The 17,877-nt window shown below is 67.6% G+C and carries 20 protein-coding genes; 11 read left to right on the top strand and 9 right to left on the bottom strand.

Features of this window, described 5'->3' with window-relative positions:
* Window positions 1–19: 19 nt before the first annotated feature.
* Entirely contained in the window at window positions 20–748 is a 729-nt protein-coding gene (locus NU688_RS23120; RefSeq protein WP_257863145.1) for a hypothetical protein, read from the bottom strand.
* Window positions 749–861: 113 nt separating this feature from the next.
* Here NU688_RS23120 and yiaA point away from each other — a divergent pair, with 113 nt between their 5' ends.
* Window positions 862–1,302, top strand: coding sequence for an inner membrane protein YiaA (gene yiaA / locus NU688_RS23115; RefSeq protein WP_257863144.1), 441 nt, complete (start codon window positions 862–864; stop codon window positions 1,300–1,302).
* Between the two features lie 10 nt (window positions 1,303–1,312).
* Here yiaA and NU688_RS23110 read toward each other — a convergent pair whose 3' ends face one another.
* The 3 genes from NU688_RS23110 to recA are packed head-to-tail and all read right to left on the bottom strand — an operon-like array spanning window position 1,313 to window position 3,366.
* Window positions 1,313–1,759 (bottom strand): SRPBCC family protein, encoded by a 447-nt coding sequence (locus NU688_RS23110; RefSeq protein ID WP_257863143.1) that lies wholly within the window; start codon window positions 1,757–1,759, stop codon window positions 1,313–1,315.
* On the bottom strand, window positions 1,737–2,201 hold the full coding sequence (recX, locus tag NU688_RS23105) for a recombination regulator RecX (protein WP_257863142.1): 465 nt from the start codon (window positions 2,199–2,201) through the stop codon (window positions 1,737–1,739). The genes NU688_RS23110 and recX overlap by 23 nt, the downstream gene beginning before the upstream one ends.
* A 55-nt stretch (window positions 2,202–2,256) precedes the next feature.
* Entirely contained in the window at window positions 2,257–3,366 is a 1,110-nt protein-coding gene (gene recA / locus NU688_RS23100; RefSeq protein ID WP_198785371.1) for a recombinase RecA, read from the bottom strand.
* Window positions 3,367–3,513: 147 nt separating this feature from the next.
* Here recA and NU688_RS23095 point away from each other — a divergent pair, with 147 nt between their 5' ends.
* From NU688_RS23095 to NU688_RS23080, 4 genes are all read left to right on the top strand, one after another.
* Entirely contained in the window at window positions 3,514–3,999 is a 486-nt protein-coding gene (locus NU688_RS23095) for a MarR family winged helix-turn-helix transcriptional regulator (RefSeq protein ID WP_257863141.1), read from the top strand.
* Between the two features lie 64 nt (window positions 4,000–4,063).
* Window positions 4,064–4,735 (top strand): response regulator transcription factor, encoded by a 672-nt coding sequence (locus NU688_RS23090; RefSeq protein WP_257863140.1) that lies wholly within the window; start codon window positions 4,064–4,066, stop codon window positions 4,733–4,735.
* Window positions 4,736–4,784: 49 nt separating this feature from the next.
* Window positions 4,785–6,227 carry a sensor histidine kinase gene (locus NU688_RS23085; RefSeq protein ID WP_257863139.1) on the top strand — a complete coding sequence of 481 codons (1,443 nt, stop codon included), beginning with the start codon at window positions 4,785–4,787 and terminating at the stop codon, window positions 6,225–6,227.
* Window positions 6,224–6,964: a HEAT repeat domain-containing protein gene (locus tag NU688_RS23080; protein ID WP_257863138.1), complete on the top strand. Its 741-nt coding sequence runs from the start codon at window positions 6,224–6,226 to the stop codon at window positions 6,962–6,964. The genes NU688_RS23085 and NU688_RS23080 overlap by 4 nt, the downstream gene beginning before the upstream one ends.
* Before the next feature lie 6 nt (window positions 6,965–6,970).
* On the opposite strand, the gene NU688_RS23075 is transcribed toward NU688_RS23080, so the two are convergent.
* The 3 genes from NU688_RS23075 to NU688_RS23065 all read right to left on the bottom strand — a co-directional run bounded on the left by NU688_RS23075 (window position 6,971) and on the right by NU688_RS23065 (window position 8,686).
* The gene (locus tag NU688_RS23075; protein WP_013544271.1) at window positions 6,971–7,168 is read right to left on the bottom strand and encodes a hypothetical protein; all 198 of its coding nucleotides are present in this window, start codon (window positions 7,166–7,168) and stop codon (window positions 6,971–6,973) included.
* 11 nt (window positions 7,169–7,179) lie between these two features.
* Entirely contained in the window at window positions 7,180–7,992 is an 813-nt protein-coding gene (locus NU688_RS23070) for a biotin--[acetyl-CoA-carboxylase] ligase (RefSeq protein WP_257863137.1), read from the bottom strand.
* A gap of 67 nt (window positions 7,993–8,059) precedes the next feature.
* Window positions 8,060–8,686 carry an SET domain-containing protein gene (locus NU688_RS23065; protein WP_257863136.1) on the bottom strand — a complete coding sequence of 209 codons (627 nt, stop codon included), beginning with the start codon at window positions 8,684–8,686 and terminating at the stop codon, window positions 8,060–8,062.
* 85 nt (window positions 8,687–8,771) lie between these two features.
* On the opposite strand from NU688_RS23065, the gene NU688_RS23060 reads away from it, so the two are divergent.
* A complete protein-coding gene (locus tag NU688_RS23060) occupies window positions 8,772–11,732 on the top strand; it encodes a DNA topoisomerase III (protein ID WP_257863135.1) in 2,961 nt (986 codons plus the stop codon).
* 115 nt (window positions 11,733–11,847) lie between these two features.
* Window positions 11,848–12,033, top strand: a complete 186-nt coding sequence (locus tag NU688_RS23055; protein ID WP_257863134.1) for a hypothetical protein — start codon at window positions 11,848–11,850, stop codon at window positions 12,031–12,033.
* 7 nt (window positions 12,034–12,040) lie between these two features.
* On the opposite strand, the gene NU688_RS23050 is transcribed toward NU688_RS23055, so the two are convergent.
* Window positions 12,041–12,922 (bottom strand): gamma-glutamyl-gamma-aminobutyrate hydrolase family protein, encoded by an 882-nt coding sequence (locus NU688_RS23050; RefSeq protein ID WP_257863133.1) that lies wholly within the window; start codon window positions 12,920–12,922, stop codon window positions 12,041–12,043.
* Between the two features lie 136 nt (window positions 12,923–13,058).
* Between NU688_RS23050 and NU688_RS23045 the strand changes: the two genes are divergently transcribed.
* Window positions 13,059–14,114: a sugar phosphate isomerase/epimerase gene (locus NU688_RS23045; protein ID WP_257863132.1), complete on the top strand. Its 1,056-nt coding sequence runs from the start codon at window positions 13,059–13,061 to the stop codon at window positions 14,112–14,114.
* A gap of 7 nt (window positions 14,115–14,121) precedes the next feature.
* On the opposite strand, the gene NU688_RS23040 is transcribed toward NU688_RS23045, so the two are convergent.
* The gene (locus tag NU688_RS23040) at window positions 14,122–15,579 is read right to left on the bottom strand and encodes a PLP-dependent aminotransferase family protein (RefSeq protein ID WP_257863131.1); all 1,458 of its coding nucleotides are present in this window, start codon (window positions 15,577–15,579) and stop codon (window positions 14,122–14,124) included.
* A gap of 82 nt (window positions 15,580–15,661) precedes the next feature.
* Here NU688_RS23040 and NU688_RS23035 point away from each other — a divergent pair, with 82 nt between their 5' ends.
* The 3 genes from NU688_RS23035 to infA all read left to right on the top strand — a co-directional run bounded on the left by NU688_RS23035 (window position 15,662) and on the right by infA (window position 17,874).
* On the top strand, window positions 15,662–16,903 hold the full coding sequence (locus tag NU688_RS23035; RefSeq protein WP_257863130.1) for an MFS transporter: 1,242 nt from the start codon (window positions 15,662–15,664) through the stop codon (window positions 16,901–16,903).
* A 389-nt stretch (window positions 16,904–17,292) separates the two neighbouring features.
* Complete coding sequence (locus NU688_RS23030) at window positions 17,293–17,544, top strand: hypothetical protein (protein WP_257863292.1); 252 nt, start codon at window positions 17,293–17,295, stop codon at window positions 17,542–17,544.
* A gap of 60 nt (window positions 17,545–17,604) precedes the next feature.
* Window positions 17,605–17,874, top strand: coding sequence for a translation initiation factor IF-1 (gene infA, locus NU688_RS23025; RefSeq protein ID WP_013544282.1), 270 nt, complete (start codon window positions 17,605–17,607; stop codon window positions 17,872–17,874).
* The last annotated feature ends 3 nt before the right edge of the window (window positions 17,875–17,877 follow it).

Genomic DNA, 17,877 nt, shown 5'->3' with positions numbered 1-17,877 from the left:
GCCACGCACTTTTTTCGTCTTACTTGACGAGCCAGAGGCCCACGCCCAGCAGGACGGCGTGCGCGCCCAGCGCGATGTAGAGCGGCTTGCGCGAAGGCGTCGACATCTCCTGCAGCGTCTCGTTGATGCGGCGCGTGAGCAGCGCGCGAAGCGCCGGATCTTGCGCCGCGCCCTCCCCCGCCACCGGCTCTCCATGCTCGACGCGGCTCTGCTGCCACTCGGCCAGCATGTCGCTCAACGGCAGCCGGTTCACCACGAAGGCCACCACCGATCGCACCGCCCTGCCCTCGCCCAGCACCGGCGCGAGCTGCTTGGTCAATGCATCGACCGACAGCCAGTCGGCCGTACGCTGCAGCGCGCCGTGCGTGCGCGGCATCGCCTCGATGCGGCCTGCGACGGCGCCCGCCAGCCGCTGCGACACCGCCTCGCCGCGCGCCGCGACCAGGTGCTGCATCGCCTTCGCACGCCCCTGGTGAACGCCCAGCATCGTGTACACGACAACGAACAGAAGCAGCAGCACCGCGATCAGCGCCGCGGGCGAAGTGACGAGCGCCACGATGGCCCCGGCACCGCCGGCCCGCGCCGCTGTATTGCCCGGCCCGTTCAGCTGGCTCAGGTAGAAAAAGAAGACACCACCACCGAGCACCACGCCGAGCAATCCGCCCTTGATGACCGAGCCGGCGAAGCTGAGTCCGGCCTTGGCGCCGGTGCGGACGAGAGATGGTTGGTTGACGGGTTCAGATGACATGGAAGCTCCTCCGGTTTTTTTCACGCCGCCTCGTACGAGGCCGGTCGCCGCAGATCATGCCATCGACGTCCAACACCATAATCCCGCCACATCACAACGAGGAGAGAGTCGCCATGGCAGCAGTCAAGTTTCAGAAACCGACCGGCGCATTTGTCGCCGCATCCTGGGCCGCGCTGATCATCGGCGCCATCGTCTACCTGATCGGGCTGTGGAACGCCTCGATGCAGCTCAACGAGAAGGGCTACTACTTCACCATCCTCATGTATGGCCTCTTCTCCGCCGTGTCGCTGCAAAAGACCGTGCGCGACCGCATCGAAGGCATGACCGTGACCAGCATCTATTACGGCCTGTGCTGGATCTCGCTGTTGCTGTCGGTCGCCCTGCTCTCGGTCGGCCTCTTCAACGCCACGCTGGCCGCCAGCGAAAAGGGCTTCTACGCCATGGCCTTCCTGCTGAGCCTCTTCGGCGCTGTGGCGGTGCAGAAGAATGTGCGCGACATCGCGGCGCACAAGGGCGAGGCGCCGGCGTTCGACGACACGCCCGAAGCCAGCTGAAGCCGCCGGCTCAGTCCGCTTCGAGCAGCCGCTTCAGCGACTGCAGGTCGCGCGCGATCCACGCGGCGTCGCGCTCGAAGGCCGCATCGTCCATGTGCGGCTGGCGAAGCAGCGTGAACTGCAGCTCGCAGGCGTCCGGCGCCACGCCGATCACGCGGAACGGCAGGTAGACCTCGGGTACGCCCTCGGGTACGCCCTCGGGGGCGACCCAATGGTCGAGCACGCCGAAGTCGTTGGCGGGCGCAAAGCGCATCTGGGCGTCACCGCTCTCGGTCGTCTTCACGGTCCAGTGATCGCCATTGCGCACCAGCGCGCTCTTGGCAAGGCCGCTGGCCCAGTCGGGCAGGCGCGCCGGGTCGGCGGCGACCCGGTAGGCGCGGCGCCATTCGCAAGCCACGCGCTGCACGATGACGCGCGACTGCACGCCGCGGTCTTCATTCGTCTGCTGATTCATCATCGAAATCGCTCCTGAGCACCTTGGACACGACGGCGCCCGAGAAACCGCGCGCCATCAGGAATCGCATCTGCTTCGCCCGCTCCTTCGCATCGGTCGGCGGCGCATCGAAGCGGCGGCGCCACAGGGCGGTGGCGCGTTCGACCTCGGTGTCCTGCAATCCAGCCACCGCCTCGGCGATGGCCTCGGGCGCAATGCCCTTGGCCTGCAGTTCCTGCCGCACCCGCAGCGCGCCCGAGCGGGCGGCGCGCTGGGTCAGCACCGAGGCCACCACGCGCGGCTCGCTGATGAAGTCCTTGGCGGCCAGTTCGTCGAGCGCCTTCGCCAGCGTGCCGGGCTCTTCTTCGTGCTTCGCGAGCTTGCGCTCCAGCTCCGCGCGCGAATGCTCGCGCTGGCTCAGGAGCCGCAGCGCGCGGCCTTTGAGAGAGGGGGCACCGAAAGCCATTCGAAGGGTCGCTCACGCGGCCCCGCGCAATTCGCGACGGGCCGCCAGCTCGAACTTACTCAGCCGCCTTGTCGGCCTTCGGCGCCTTGGCAGGCTTCTCGGCCTTCTCCGGCTCCGACCCGGCATCGGCGGCCAGCAGCGGAATGCCCAGCGACTCGCGCACCTTGTTCTCGATCTCGCGCGACAGCTCGGGGTTCTCGCGCAGGAACTCGCGGGCGTTGTCGCGGCCCTGGCCGATCTTCTCGCCGTTGTAGGCGTACCAGGCACCCGACTTGTCGACGATCTTGGCCGTGACGCCCATGTCGATGACCTCGCCTTCGCGGCTGATGCCTTCGCCGAACAGGATGTCGAACTCCGCCGTCTTGAACGGGGGCGAGACCTTGTTCTTCACCACCTTCACCTTGGTTTCGTTGCCGATGGCCTCGTCGCCCTTCTTGATGGTGCCGATGCGGCGGATGTCCAGGCGCACCGAGGCGTAGAACTTCAGCGCGTTGCCGCCAGTCGTGGTTTCGGGCGAGCCGAACATCACGCCGATCTTCATGCGGATCTGGTTGATGAAGATGACCATGCAGTTGGTCTTCTTGATCGTGGCGGTGAGCTTGCGCAGCGCCTGGCTCATGAGGCGAGCCTGCAGGCCCGGCAGCGAGTCGCCCATTTCGCCTTCGATTTCGGCCTTGGGCGTGAGCGCGGCAACCGAGTCGATGACGATCAGGTCCACGGCGCCCGAGCGCACCAGCGAGTCGACGATTTCGAGCGCCTGCTCACCGGTGTCGGGCTGGCTGATCAGCAGGTCGGACAGGTTGACGCCGAGCTTCTGGGCGTACTGCACGTCGAGCGCATGCTCGGCGTCGACAAAGGCGCAGGTGCCGGCCTGCTTCTGCATGGAGGCGATGACCTGCAGCGTGAGCGTGGTCTTGCCCGACGATTCCGGGCCGTAGATCTCGATCACCCGGCCGCGCGGCAGGCCGCCGACGCCCAGCGCGATGTCCAGGCCGAGCGAGCCGGTGGAGACCACCTGGATGTCTTCCAGCGCCTCGCCTTCGCCCAACCGCATGATCGTGCCCTTGCCGAACTGCTTTTCGATCTGGGCCAGCGCGGCCTGGAGGGCCTTGGCCTTTTCACTGTTGGCGACCGAGATGCTTGCGCCCTTGACGACTGCGTCCATGTGGAAATCTCCTTGAAAATCAACGGGTTGTGTCTGGTTTCAATCCATCTGCTTTTAACCACAGGCTGGATGCTTGAACAGTAGTGTAGAGGCTCACTGGTTTGCGTAAACCCATTTTTTGGTCAGTTTGCTTTACTATCTGACGCCATGGCCGAAGCCGCTTTCCCGACCGATTCCGACGCCTGGCGCCAGACCCACCTGGGCCGCCTGCTGGGCCATGCGATGCGCCGCTTCGACGAGCGCGTGCTGGCGCTGATGGCGCACGACGTCGACGTGCCGCTGGCCCTGTCGAACCTCGCCGCGCGCGCCCAGGTGAGTGCCGCGCACATCCACATCACCCGGCATCTCGCGCGCGAGGGTTCGCGCCTGACCGAGATGGCCGAGCGCGCCGGCATGACCAAGCAGGCGATGGGCGCGCTGGTGGACCAGTGCGAGGCCTGGGGGCTGGTCACGCGCGGCCCTGATCCGCTCGATGCGCGCGCGCGGCGCGTGCTCTTCACCGCCGACGGCCTCGCCTGGCTCGACGCCTTCCGCAGCGCGGTGACCCAGGCCGAGCGCGAGTTCCGCAGCAGCGTCGGCGATGAGATCGCCACCGTGGTAACCATCGGTCTCGAAGCCTACACAGCGGGCTAGACTCCGCCAGAGAGACAAATGCGAACGGCGCCACCGCGGCGCCCGAACCGGCCGGAGGTGGCTCATGCGAATACTGATTGCCGAAGACGACCAGGTGCTCGCCGATGCCCTGCTGCGCAGCCTGCGCACCTCGGGTGCGGCGGTCGATCATGTGGCCAACGGATCGCAGGCCGACACCGCGCTCATGACCCACAGCGAGTTCGACCTGCTGATCCTCGACCTGGGCCTCCCCAGCCTGCACGGCATCGAGATCCTGAAGCGCCTGCGCGCCCGCGGTTCGCAGTTGCCCGTGCTGGTGCTCACCGCGGCCGACAGCGTGGAAGAGCGCGTCAAGGGCCTGGACCACGGCGCCGACGACTACATGGCCAAGCCCTTCAGCCTGCAGGAGCTCGAAGCGCGCGTGCGCGCCCTCACCCGCCGCGGCATGGGCGCCACCAGCAACGCGATCCGCCACGGCCCGCTGGTCTACGACCAGGCCGGCCGCGTGGCGACCATCGACGGCAAGATGATCGAGCTCTCGGCGCGCGAACTCGGCCTGCTCGAAGTGCTGCTGCAGCGCGCCGGCCGGCTCGTGAGCAAGGACCAGCTGGTCGACCGCCTGTGCGAATGGGGCGAGGAGGTGAGCCTCAACGCGATCGAGGTCTACATCCACCGCCTGCGCAAGAAGATCGAGAAGGGGCCGGTGCGCATCGCGACGGTTCGGGGTCTCGGCTACTGCCTCGAAAAGATCCCGTGACGATGGCGCAGCCGCCCCGCGCGCGCGGCATGCCGGAGGGTTCGGCCCGATGAAGTTGTTCCAGCGCGCCCAGCGCTCGCTTTTCGGCGAGATCCTCGACTGGATGCTCACGCCGCTCCTGCTGCTGGTGCCGGTGAGCATCGGCGTCACCTGGCTGGTGGCACAGGGCATTGCCAATGCGCCGTTCGACCGCGCACTCGAGCACAACGTCAAGGCGCTGGCCGAACTCGTCACGGTGAAGGAAGGGCGCACGGAGTTCGTGCTGTCCCAATCGGCGCGCGAGATCCTGCGGGCCGACAACGCCGGCCACGTGTACTACCAGCTGCTCGACGGCCACGACACGCTGCTCAGCGGCGATCGCGATCTTCCGATGCCCGGCCTCGACGAGCCGCTGCCGCCCGGCCAGGTCTTCCTGCACAACAGCGCCCTGCACGGCAAGGAGGTGCGCGTGGCCTCGCTGTGGATCGCCAGCGGCGTCGAAGACGTGCCGCCCACGCTGCTGCAGCTGGCCGAGACGCGCGAGAAGCAGTCGGTGCTCGCCCTCGAGATCATCAAGGGCGTGCTGCTGCCGCAGTTCGCGATCCTGCCGCTCGCGGTGCTCCTGATCTGGCTCGCGCTGGTGCGCGGCATCAAGCCGCTGTCGGTGGTGGAGGCGCGCATCCGCGAACGGCGGCCGGGCGATTTGAGCCCGCTCGACGAATCGTCGGTGCCGCTCGAAGTGGTGCCGCTGGTGTCGTCGGTCAACGAGCTCCTGAACAAGCTCAACGATTCCATCGACACGCAAAAGCGCTTTCTCGCCGACGCAGCCCACCAGCTCAAGACGCCGCTTGCGGGCCTGCGCATGCAGGCCGACCTGGCGCAGCGCGAGGGCGCGAATGCCGACGAGCTCAAGCAGTCGCTCAAGCAGATCGGCCGTGCCAGCGTGCGCGCCACCCACACGGTGAACCAGCTGCTCTCGCTCGCGCGCGCCGAAGCCCACGGCGCCAACACCCGCCACCAGCCCTGCGACCTGGCGCGGCTCACGATCGAGGTGGTGCGCGAGGCCGTGCCGCGCGCGATCGAGAAGCGCATCGACCTCGGCTACGACGGCGCCGAGACGGGTGCGCCCGGCGTGATGTTCGACGGCAATCCGACGCTGCTGAAGGAGCTGGTGCGCAACCTGGTCGACAACGCGATCAACTACACGCCCTCGACGCCCGAGCACCCCGGCGTGATCACCGCGCGCGTGCTGGCCGACCCCTTCGGCCATGTGCTGCTGCTGCAGGTGGAGGACAACGGCCCGGGCATCGCCGAGTCCGACCGCGAGCTGGTGTTCGAGCCCTTCTACCGCGTGCTCGGCAACGAGGCCGACGGCTCGGGGCTGGGCCTGCCGATCGTGCGGGAGATCGCGAACCAGCACCTTGCACAGGTGAAGCTGGAAGATGCGCACCCGGGCAAGCATCCGCCCGGCGCACGCTTCACGGTGCGCTTCGAGAGCGGGGCGCTTTCATGAATCGCACGGCCGAGGAATCCCTTGCCATCGAATCGCTGCGGCAGCGCTTCAATGCGATCCGCATCGACACCGACGTGTCGGACATGTTCGACTTCGGCGCGGATCTGCTCGAACTGCAGTCGCCTGAAGCGCTCGACTTTCACTACGCGTTGCTGCGCGACACCGGCATGGACGGCGAGCTGTACGACTGGCTCTGCCGCAAGTTCTCCGACCGCGGCGATGCCGGCGAGGACCATCTGCATGCCCGCTTCGCGCAGGAGCAGGACGCATCGCTGCAGGCCACGGTGCTGCAGATGCTCGGGACCTTCAAGTACCGCAAGGGCCGACGCCTGAAGGACACCGCGGCGCTCGCCCGCGCTGCTCTCGGCTCGCCGCACGATGACCTTCGCTGCAAGGGCCTGTGGGTGATCGGCTGGCTCGGCACGACGGCCGACATCGCCAAGGTGGCGCCGCTGCTCGCGAAAGACCCCGTGCCCGCGAACCGGCACTGGGCCGCGAGCGCGCTGATGCAGATCTTCTTCAATCACCGCAGCGCGGCGCCCAGGGCGCTGGCGTGCCTGCGTGAAGCACTCGAAGCCGAGACCGACGCTGTCGTGCTCGGCGGCATCCTGGTCGCGGTCCAGGAGATCGCGGGCAAGAAGTTCGGGCTCGCCTCGAACTCGCACGAGGCGCCGTCTGCGGAAAAACTGGAGGCCGCGCTGGCCAAGGCGCGCCGCATGTTTGCGCGCGCTGCCTGAGCCTGGTTACGGCGCGGGTGCGCCGGCCTTGGCTTCCTTGCGCACCTGCACCCACTCGGGCTTGATCTGCCGCGACACGCGCTGCGGCTCGCGCTCGTTGAGGCTCGCCGGCGCGAGGCCGAAGCCCACCAGATCGCCGCGTGCCCACAGGAAGTAGCCGGCATTGGCCAGCAGCAGAACGATCAATGCCAGGCGCAATTTCATGGTGATGCTGTTCAGAGCGCCATGCCGCGAGGGCGCACGCTCACTTCGTCGCTCGTGATGGTCTGCAGGCCCGCGGCCGTGCGCACCTGCAGCTCGCCGCTCCAGGCCACGCCTTCGCAGAGCCCTGCGGTGCCGTCGCTGAGCACCACCTCGCGGCCGCGCAGCACGTCGCGCGCGGCAAAACGTTCGGCGAACTGCGCGAAGCCCTGCGCCTCGAACGCGAGCACGTTGCGCACCAGCGGCTCGGCGACTTCGCGCAGCACGTCGGGCGCGGTCGCGTCGGGACGCCATTGATGCAGCCACGCGGGCGGCGTGCGCATGCCGTCGGATTCGCGCGCGCCGATGTTGATGCCGATGCCGATCACCACGTAGCGCTGCGCACCGGGTCCACCGGCGTGCGGCAATGCGGTTTCGATGAGGATGCCGACCAGCTTGCTGTCGTTCACCCAGATGTCGTTGGGCCACTTGAGGCCGACCTTGTGTGCGCCCGATGGATCAAGGCTCTCGGCCACGCTGACACCGACCGCGAGCGACAGGCCCGACCAGTCGGCCGGTGCGAGCGGCAGGCCGACCGAGAACAGGAGCGACGTCTGCTCCTGGCTCTGTGGCGTGCTCTGCCATGCGCGGCCGAGGCGACCGCGGCCCGCGGTCTGGCGCTCGGCCACCAGCAGCACCGGCTCGACGCGGCCGGCGCGCGCGCGGCGCATCAGCTCGGTGCTGGTGGAATCGATCTCGGCCACGGCCTCGACCGCGAACCCCGGCAGCAGCGGCGCCACCGACGCGGCGATCCGGTCTTCCTGCCAGGCGACCGTGGTGCTGCTCATTGGAGTACCTTCGTGCTTCGCACTGCGGTGCGAGCTTGCTTGGGGCGGCCCGGCGCGGCGCTCATGCTCAGTCCTTCTTGGACTTCTTCTTGTCGGTTTTTTCAGCCTTGTTGTCGGCTTTCTCCTCGGCCTTCTTGGCTTCTTTTTTCTTCTCTTCTTTTTTCTCGGCCTTTTTCTTTTCGGCCTTCTTCTTGGCTTTCTTCTTCTTTTTCTTCTCTTCGTCCTCATCCTTGGGTGTCAGCAGCGTGCCGCGGCACTGCTCGGAGCCGCACCAGCAAGGAAATTCGGACAAGAGCTTCGGCGTGTACGGCTCGTCGATGATCAACCCGTAGTCGTAATTGAGCTCTTCTCCTGCAGCGATGTTGCGCAGTGCCTTGATATAAACGCGCCCATCGGTTTCGTCGGCCTCGCAGTTCGGCTCGCACGAGTGGTTGATCCAGCGGGCGTCGTTGCCCTTGACGTTGCCGTCGATCACACGACCGTCGTCGATGTGGAAGTAGAAGGTGTGGTTGGGCTGGGCCGGGTCGTGCGGATGGCGGCGCAGCGCCTCCTTCCAGTTGATGAGCTCGCCCTTGTATTCGATCAGCGTCTCGCCTTCGGCCAGGTCGTCGACGGCGAACACGCCGTTGCCATGGACATCCGAGCGCCGCATCTGGATGCGGCGGCCGGCGAGTTGTGGGGATTTGGAAGGCATCGCCGAAGTCTGTTAGTTTGAATATGCACACATGCGTGTGCGCGCGTGCGTACGCGGGAAGCCGCAGAGTATAGAGAGCCCTTAGATGACAAAGACGTTGGTAATCGCAGAAAAGCCGTCGGTGGCCCAGGACATCGTCCGTGCCCTCACGCCGGTGGCCGGCAAATTCGACAAACATGACGAGCATTTCGAGAACGACAGCTATGTCGTGACCAGTGCGGTCGGTCACCTGGTCGAAATCCAGGCGCCCGAGGAGTTCGACGTCAAGCGGGGCAAGTGGAGCTTTGCCAACCTCCCCGTGATCCCGCCGCACTTCGACCTCAAGCCGGTCGACAAGACCAAGACGCGCCTGAACGCCGTGGTCAAGCAGGCCAAGCGCAAGGACGTGACGCAGTTGATCAACGCCTGTGACGCGGGCCGCGAGGGCGAACTGATCTTCCGCCTGATCGAGCAGTACGCCGGCGGCAAAAGCCCGCTGGGCAAGCCGGTCAAGCGCCTGTGGCTGCAGTCGATGACGCCGCAGGCGATTCGCGACGGCTTCGATGCGCTGCGCACCGAAAAGCAGATGCAGGGCCTGGCCGACGCCGCGCGTTCGCGCTCCGAGGCCGACTGGCTGGTGGGCATCAACGGCACGCGCGCGATGACCGCATTCAATTCGCGCGACGGCGGCTTCTTCCTCACGACCGTGGGCCGCGTGCAGACGCCGACGCTCTCCGTCGTCGTGGAGCGCGAGGAGCAGATCCGCAAGTTCGTTTCGCGCGACTACTGGGAAATCCACGGCAGCTTCGCGGCCGAGGCCGGCCATTACCCGGGCAAGTGGTTCAACCCCGACTGGAAGAAGGCCAACGCGCCGCTCCTGGCCAACGGCGAACCCGATGCCGAGCAGCGTGCCGACCGGGTGTGGAGCGAGCAGGAAGCCCGCGCCATCGCCGACGCCTCGCGCGGCAAGCCCGCCACCGTCACCGAAGAGAGCAAGCCCACCACGCAGGCCTCGCCCGCGCTGTTCGACCTGACCTCGCTGCAACGCGAGGCCAACGGCCGTTTCGGCTTCAGCGCCAAGACCACGCTCGCGCTGGCGCAGAGCCTGTACGAACGCCACAAGGCGCTGACCTATCCGCGTACCGATTCGCGCGCGCTGCCCGAAGACTATCTGCCGGTGGTCAAGGACACCATGGGCATGCTGGCCAACAGCGGCATGAAGCATCTGGCGCCGTTCGCCAAGCAGGCGGTCGACGGCAACTACGTCAAGCCCAACAAGCGCATCTTCGACAACGCCAAGGTGTCGGATCACTTCGCCATCATCCCGACGCTGCAGGCCCCGAGCGGCCTGAGCGAAGCCGAGCAGAAGCTGTATGACTTCGTGGTGCGCCGCTTTCTCTCGGTGTTCTTCCCGAGCGCCGAGCACCAGGTGACCACGCGCATCAGCACGGTGGAGCAGGGCGGCAAGAAGTACCCGTTCCGCACCGACGGCAAGGTGCTGGTCAAGCCGGGCTGGCTCGCCATCTACGGCAAGGAAGCGCAGGACGACGAGAAGGAAGACGACAAGGACGGCAAGCGCCTCGTGCCGGTGAAGCCGGGCGAGATCGTGCAGAACGAGTCGGCCGACCTCAAGGGCCTGAAGACGCGCCCGCCCGCACGCTACTCGGAAGCCACGCTGCTGGGCGCCATGGAAGGCGCCGGCAAGACCATCGACGACGACGAGTTGCGCGAAGCCATGCAGGAGAAAGGCCTGGGCACGCCAGCCACGCGCGCGGCCACCATCGAAGGGCTGATCGCCGAGAAGTACATGCTGCGCGAAGGCCGCGAGCTGATTCCGACCGCCAAGGCTTTCCAGCTCATGACGCTCTTGCGCGGGCTGGGCGTGGAAGAACTCTCCAAGGCCGAGCTCACCGGCGAGTGGGAATACAAGCTCGCGCAGATGGAGAAGGGCGCCTTGAGCCGCGACGCCTTCATGCGCGAGATCGCCGAGATGACGGAGCACATCGTCAAGAAGGCCAAGGAATACGACCGCGACACCGTGCCGGGCGACTACGCCACGCTCGCGACGCCGTGCCCCAACTGCGGCGGCATCGTGCGCGAGAACTACCGCCGCTACGGCTGCGTGGGCAAGAGCGGCACGGGCGAGGACGCCTGCGGCTTCTCGTTCGGCAAGTCGCCGGCCGGGCGCACCTTCGAGGTGGCCGAGGCCGAGGCGCTCGTGCGCGACAAGCACATCGGCCCGCTGGAAGGCTTCCGCTCCAAGGCGGGCTGGCCCTTCACCGCCGAGATCATCCTCAAGTACGACGAGGAAGAATCGAAGAACTGGAAGCTGGAGTTCGACTTCGGCGACGACAAGAACGGCGACACCGGCGAGATCGTCGACTTCAGCGAGCAGGACACCGTGGGCCCGTGCCCGGTGTGCGGCGCGCCGGTGTTCGAGCACGGCAGCAACTACGTCTGCGAGAAGTCGGTGCCGACCAATGCGCAGCCGACACCCAGCTGCACCTTCAAGACCGGCAAGATCATCCTGCAGCAGCCGGTGGAGCGCGCGCAGATGGAAAAGCTGCTCGCCACCGGCAAGACCGACCTGCTCGACAAGTTCGTGAGCATGCGCACCCGCCGCGCCTTCAAGGCCTTCCTCACATGGAACGCCGAAGAAGGCAAGGTGACCTTCGAGTTCGCGCCGCGCGAAGGCGGCAGCAAGTTCCCACCGCGCAAGACCTTCGGCAAGCCGGCGGCCAAGACCGCGGCTGCGAAGAAGGTGGCGGCGAAGAAGACGCCTGCGGCCAAGAAGGCTCCGGCCGCGAAGAAGGCGGCCGCGCCACGCAAGCCCGGGGCAGGTCTGAAGCCGAGCGACTCGCTGGCCGCGGTGATCGGCGCCGAACCGGTGGCGCGCACCGAGGTCATCAAGAAGCTGTGGGACTACATCAAGGCCAACGGCCTGCAGGACGCGACCAACAAGCGCGCGATCAATGCCGACGCGAAGCTGAAACCCGTGTTCGGCAAGGACCAGGTGACGATGTTCGAACTCGCGGGCATCGTGGGCAAGCACCTCTCGGCGCCTTGAGGCGAGATGCGAAGCCCGGACACGGGCCAATCAATGGTGGGGTGGGGGTGTTGTTACAAGGCCGCGCAGGGTGCCGGCCTATAGTGGCCGCTACCCCCATCCTCTGGAGTTTTTCGTGAACCCATTCATTGCAGCTGCTTTCGCCATTGCCATGGCCGCCCTGGTGGCGGGCTGCGCCGGCACGGGTTCGGCGGGTTCGACCAGCGGTGCATCCAGTGCCTCATCCGGCAACGGCGTCACCGTGTTCGGCACCATCGACGCCAGCGTCAGCGGCAGCACGAACCGCTCGGACCGCCGCTGATCCTTTTTCAGCGCCGCAGCAGCGCCTGGCGCAGCACCCGCGCCGCGCGGTCGCGGATCTTGCCGGAGCCCGAGCCCGGCGGCGTCTTCGGCGCGACCTTGGCGGTCGCGCAGGCCCAGAGGAAGTCATGCAGGATCGGCGTGTCGTCGACCGTCTCGGTGCTGCCGTACTTGTGGAATTCGGGGTGCCACTGCGTGGCGGCGATGTAGCTGCGGCCGCGCTCGGGCCGGCGGCGGATGGCTTCGGGCACGCGGTCGGGCAGGCTCCAGGCCTCGATCTCGAAACCCGGGGCGAGCCCCTTGATGCCCTGGTGGTGGATGCTGTTGACGCGCGCGGTGTCCACCTGCGGGTAGAGCTTGGAGAGGCGCGTGCCCTGCACGATCTCGATCTGGTGGAAGTTCTGGTCGTAGGTCACCGGGTCGCGATGGCGCAGGCCCCCTTCGTGCTGTTCCTCGATGTCCTGGTAGAGCGTGCCGCCGAAAGCCACGTTGATGAGCTGCAGCCCGCGGCACACGCCGAAGACGGGCTTGCCGGCCTGCTCGAAGGCCTCGACCAATGCGAGGTCGTAGAGGTCGCGGATCTGGTCGCCGATCCATGCGTCCTTCAGCGGCACCTCGCCGTAGCTGCCGGGCCAGACATCGGCGCCGCCGTGCATCACCACGCCGTCGAGCCATTCCGCGTAGTGCGAGAGCTTGGTGTCGCCGCGCGCGGTTTCGCCGGTGGGGCAGGGCACCATCACGACCATCGCGCCGGCGGACATGAGCCAGTGCGCGATCGACTGCTCGACGTACTGCAGCGTCTTGTTGGTGAACAGCGACCGGGCCGGGTCGGCGTGCGAGAAGCAGGCGGACAGGCCGATCTTGAGCCGGGCGGAAACAGGTTGTGTCATCGCGGGACTGTCAGCGGGAACTGAGCGGGAGGTGCGAAAAGGAAAATCCATTGTGGCTCGTTGGCCTCTCGCACGGGGTCGGACGACACGCCAAGTATGCTTTCAACGCCGCCACGACGCATAAGGAAGACAAGCCATGAAAACGATCAAGGGCCCCGCCATATTCCTGGCCCAGTTCGCCGGAGACACCGCCCCCTTCAACACGCTCGACGCCATTGCCGGATGGGCCGCAGGCCTCGGCTACAAGGGCGTGCAGATTCCGAGCTGGGACGCGCGCCTGTTCGATTTGAAGAAGGCGGCCGAAAGCAAGACCTACTGCGATGAAGTGAAGGGCACGCTCGCTCAGCACGGGCTGGAGATCACCGAGCTTTCGACGCACCTGCAGGGCCAACTGGTCGCGGTGCACCCGGCCTACGACGCGGGCTTCGACGGCTTCGCGGCGCCCGAGGTGCGCGGCGACCCTGTCAAACGCCAGCAGTGGGCCGTCGAGCAGCTGCACTTCGCGGCGAAGGCCTCGGCCAACCTCGGGCTCACGGCGCATGCCACCTTCTCGGGCGCGCTGGCGTGGCCATACCTTTATTCGTGGCCGCCGCGCCCGCCGGGACTCATCGAGGAAGCCTTCGACGAACTCGCGCGCCGCTGGCGCCCGATCCTCGATGCCTTCGACGCCGCGGGCGTGGACGTGGGCTACGAGATCCACCCCGGCGAAGACCTGCACGACGGCGTGAGCTATGAGATGTTTTTGGAGCGCGTGGGCAACCACCCGCGCGCCTGCCTGCTGTACGACCCGAGCCACTTCATGCTGCAGCAGCTCGACTACCTCGCGTACATCGACCACTACCACGAGCGCATCAAGATCTTTCACGTGAAGGACGCCGAGTTCAACCCGACCGGCAAGCAGGGCGTGTACGGCGGCTTCCAGAGCTGGATCAACAGGGCAGGGCGCTTCCGTTCGCTCGGCGATGGGCAGGTGGACTTCAAGGCCATCTTCTCGAAGATGGCGCAGTACGACTTCCCCGGCTGGGCGGTGCTCGAGTGGGAGTGCTGCATCAAGCACCCCGAAGACGGCGCGCGCGAGGGCGCGAAATTCATCGCCGACCACATCATCCGCGTGGCCGACCGGGCCTTCGACGACTTCGCGGCGGGCGGCGTGGACGTGGCGGCGAACAAGCGGATGCTGGGGATCGGCTGAAGCCTTTTCAGAGCAGCGCGACGAGGCGGCGGATCGCGCCGTCGATCTGCGATTCGTCGATCAGGCCGTAGCCGAACGCGAGGCCATTGGGCGCGTCGGGCGCCTGCGGGTCCAGCGCGTAGCGCGAGAGCGGCGGCAGCGTGATGCCGGCCGCGACGGCGCGCTCGACCACGGTGCGGTCACGCGTGTCCGTGCGCAGCCAGGCCGACAGGTGCAGCCCCGCATCGGAGGGAATCACCTCGAGCCGCCCCGCGCCGTGCTTCGCCAGCGCGTCGAGCAATGCGGTACGCCGCGCGCCATAAATCTTGCGCATCTTGCGGATGTGGCGCGCGAGATGCCCTTCGGCGATGAACGCGGCGAGCGCCTCCTGCCCGAGCACCGGCCCGTGCCAGTCGGCCAGTTCGCGCGCCCGCACCAGCGCCGCGCGCGCCCACGGCGGCGCCACCACGAAGCCCAGCCGCAGCGCGGGGAACAGGCTCTTGGAGAAGGTACCGACGTAGCAGACCGACTCGGCGCGGTCGAGCGTCTGCAGCGCGTCGAGCGGGCGGCCGGCGAAGCGGAATTCGCTGTCGTAGTCGTCCTCGATGACGACCGCGTTGCGCGCCCGCGCGAAGGCCAGCAGCGCCGCGCGGCGCTGCGGCGACATCGCGACGCCGGTCGGGAACTGGTGCGAGGGCGTCACGCAGATCACGCGCGCCTCGGGCGGCAGGCGATCGACGCACAGGCCCTCGACGTCGGTCGGCACGGTGACCACCTTCGCGCCCGCGACGGTCATGGCCTCGCGCAGCGACGGATAGAAAAGCTGCTCGACCGCGACCACGGTGCGCCCCGGTACGACGAGGATGCGCGCGAGCAGCCCGAAGGCCTGCTGCGCGCCGGCGGTGACGACGATGTCGTCCGCCGTGCAGCCGACCGCGCGGGTGAACGACACGTGCCTGGCGATCGCCTCGCGCAGCGCGGCCTGGCCCTGCGGCTCGGCGTAGTCGGCCGGCTCGCGCGCGATGCGGCGCAGCGCGCGATCGGACAGGCGGCGCCAGATGTCGAAGGGAAACGTGCCGATGTCGGGCAGGCCGACGCGAAAGTCGTCGCGCGCGCGTTGCGGCTGCAGCGTGGGCGCGAGGTCGGCGCCCGCCACGTCCAGCGGCACCAGCCGTGGATCGCGCCGGCTGGACACGCCTTTGAGCACGCGACCGCGGCGCGACTGCGGCAGCGTGTCGGCTACATAGGTGCCGGCGCCCGGGCGCGCGAGCAGGTAGCCCTCGCTCAGCAGCAGGTCGTAGGCCGCGAGCATGGTGTTGCGCGACACGCCCAGCCGCCCGGCGAGCGAGCGCGTGGCAGGCAGGCGCGCGCCGGGCTGCAGCCGGCCGTCGAGGATGGCGTCGCGCAGCTGCCGGTGCACCTCGCGCAGCAGGTCGCGCGAGCCGGTGCCCGGCAGGCGAATGGCGAGTTCGAAAAGTGGCTCCATGAAGTTCGCAGATTGTGGTTCTTTTGAAGAGCCAATCGCAAGCCTATTCTGAAGGCCTCAGAACGCTCACCGGAGTCTCTTCATGAACACCGAACCCCTTGCACTGCAACCCGCCGAACGCCTGCCCATCAGCCTGGCCTGGCTGGCACTGGGCGCCTTCGCCCTGGGCACCGAGAGCTTCATGGTCGTCGGCCTGCTGCCGATGCTGGCGGCCGACCTGCAGGTGAGCGCCACGCGCGCCGGGCAGCTGGTGCTGCTGTTCGCGCTCAGCTACGCGATCGGTTCGCCGCTGATGGCGGCGCTGCTCGCGCGCTTCGGCCGGCGGCCGCTGCTGGTTGCCAGCCTCGCGGCGTTCGCGGGCATCACGCTGGCGGGCTCGATGGCGCAGGGCTTCGCGCAACTGGCGCTGGCGCGGGTCGCACTCGGATTGGTTGCCGGCGTGTTCCTGCCGACCGCGAGCGCGGTGGCGGCGTCGATGGTGTCGCCCGCGTTGCGCGGCCGGGCGCTCGCCATCGTGACGGGCGGCGGCACGGTGGCGGTCGCGCTCGGCGTGCCGCTGGGCGCGTGGATCGCGGGCTGGGGCGGCTGGCGCACGGCCTACCTGCTGGTCGCCGCGGTGGCGGCGCTGGCCGCCTGGGGCGTGGCCGTCGGCCTGCCGCGCGGGCTGGCGGCCCCGGCGACTGCCGTGCGTGCGCCGTCGTCATCGTTCTCCGTGACCCGCGCGCCCGGCGTGCTGCCGGCGCTCTTGACCACCGTGCTGTGGACCACCGGCGGCTTCAGCTTCTATACCTACATCGCGTCGTTCCTGTCGGGCACGGCGGGCTTCGGCGCCCAGGGCGTGAGCGCCGTGTTCTGCGCGATCGGCATCGCGGCCGCCCTCGGCACCGCCACCGGCGGCTGGGCCACCGACCGCTTCGGCGCCGACCGCGTCGCACAGGGCTTCGCGCTCGTGCTGGTGGCGATCTTCGGCGGACTGTCGTTTTCGGCGCAGATGCTGCCGCGCGACCTGGCGCTGCCGCTGATCGTGGCGCTGTCGGCGCTCTGGGGCTTTGCGGGCTGGGGCTTCGGCCCGGCGCAGGCGGTGCGGTTGATCCGCCTCGCACCAGACCGCGCGCCAATGACGCTGTCGCTCAACGCCTCGGCGATCTACCTGGGCATCGCGGCGGGTTCGGCGCTGGGCGGCGTGGTGATCGAGCTGTTCGGCGTGAGCGCGGTGGGCTGGGCCGGCGCCGCCAGCCAACTCGTCGGACTGGGCCTGATGTTGCGTGCGGCCCACAGGTCGCGGGCCGCGCTTTCGCCGGTGACATCGCCGCTGGCTGCCTGATTGCGGCGGGTTTCGCTACATTTTCAATAGCAAGCTTCGCAGGAGCAATCGTCCTTCGCGGGGCCATGCAGGCCCCGCTTTCTTTCAAGACGAGCAACTGTCATGCCCGTCAAGCTATAATCGCGGGTTCGTTTCGATACCACGACGAAGCACTTCGTCAAATTGCCGGCTGACCTGCACTGTCCCTTGGATTCTTCAGGCCCCCACACTTTCAGCCGGCTTCACAGTGTGTTGGAGCGCCAGACCGGGCGCCCATGATTGCCACCACTGCCTTCGTTCTTGTTGAAGCGAATAGCGCGTCCGCCGCGCCATTCCGGCCGGCCCACGCCCGTTTTCAATTATTTTTCAGGCACTTCGCGTCCAACATTCGCGCGCTGTGCCAAGGCTCCATGGACATCATTCAACACAGTATCGCGGTGGGCAAGTACCTTGTTTCCCCGCTCATTCGACACCAGGACGACGGCAATTTCGCCGCCTCCGTCTCGATCCGCTCCGGCCACGGCAGCGGCATGCACGACCGCGTGATGCGTTTCACGCCGCGTTTTGCAAGCCACGCCGCCGCCGTCGGCTATGCCATCGACCAAGGCCTGGGCTGGGTGCGCGAGCGCAACGCGCCTCTCGCCTTGCCGTGCGCAGGCTGAAACAATCACGCCCATCTTCATATCCAACACACATCGAACGAGATTCAGAGGTAACCAAGCATGCCCAAGGAAGAACTGATCGAAATGAACGGCGCAGTGACCGAAGTCCTGCCCGACTCGCGCTACCGCGTCACGCTGGACAACGGCCATCAGCTGATCGCCTACAGCGGCGGCAAGATGCGCAAGCACCACATCCGCATCCTGGCGGGTGACAAGGTGTCGCTCGAACTCTCGCCCTACGACCTGACCAAGGGTCGCATCACCTTCCGTCACCTGGAACGTCGCGGCCCGCCGCCGACTTCCGGCGGCAACAACTCACCTCGCCGCTGATCC

This window comes from Variovorax sp. ZS18.2.2 (genome assembly GCF_024701975.1).
Classification (GTDB): Bacteria; Pseudomonadota; Gammaproteobacteria; order Burkholderiales; family Burkholderiaceae_C; genus Variovorax.
Note: the sequence above shows the minus strand (reverse complement) of the source record. Positions and strands in the feature narration are given on the sequence as shown.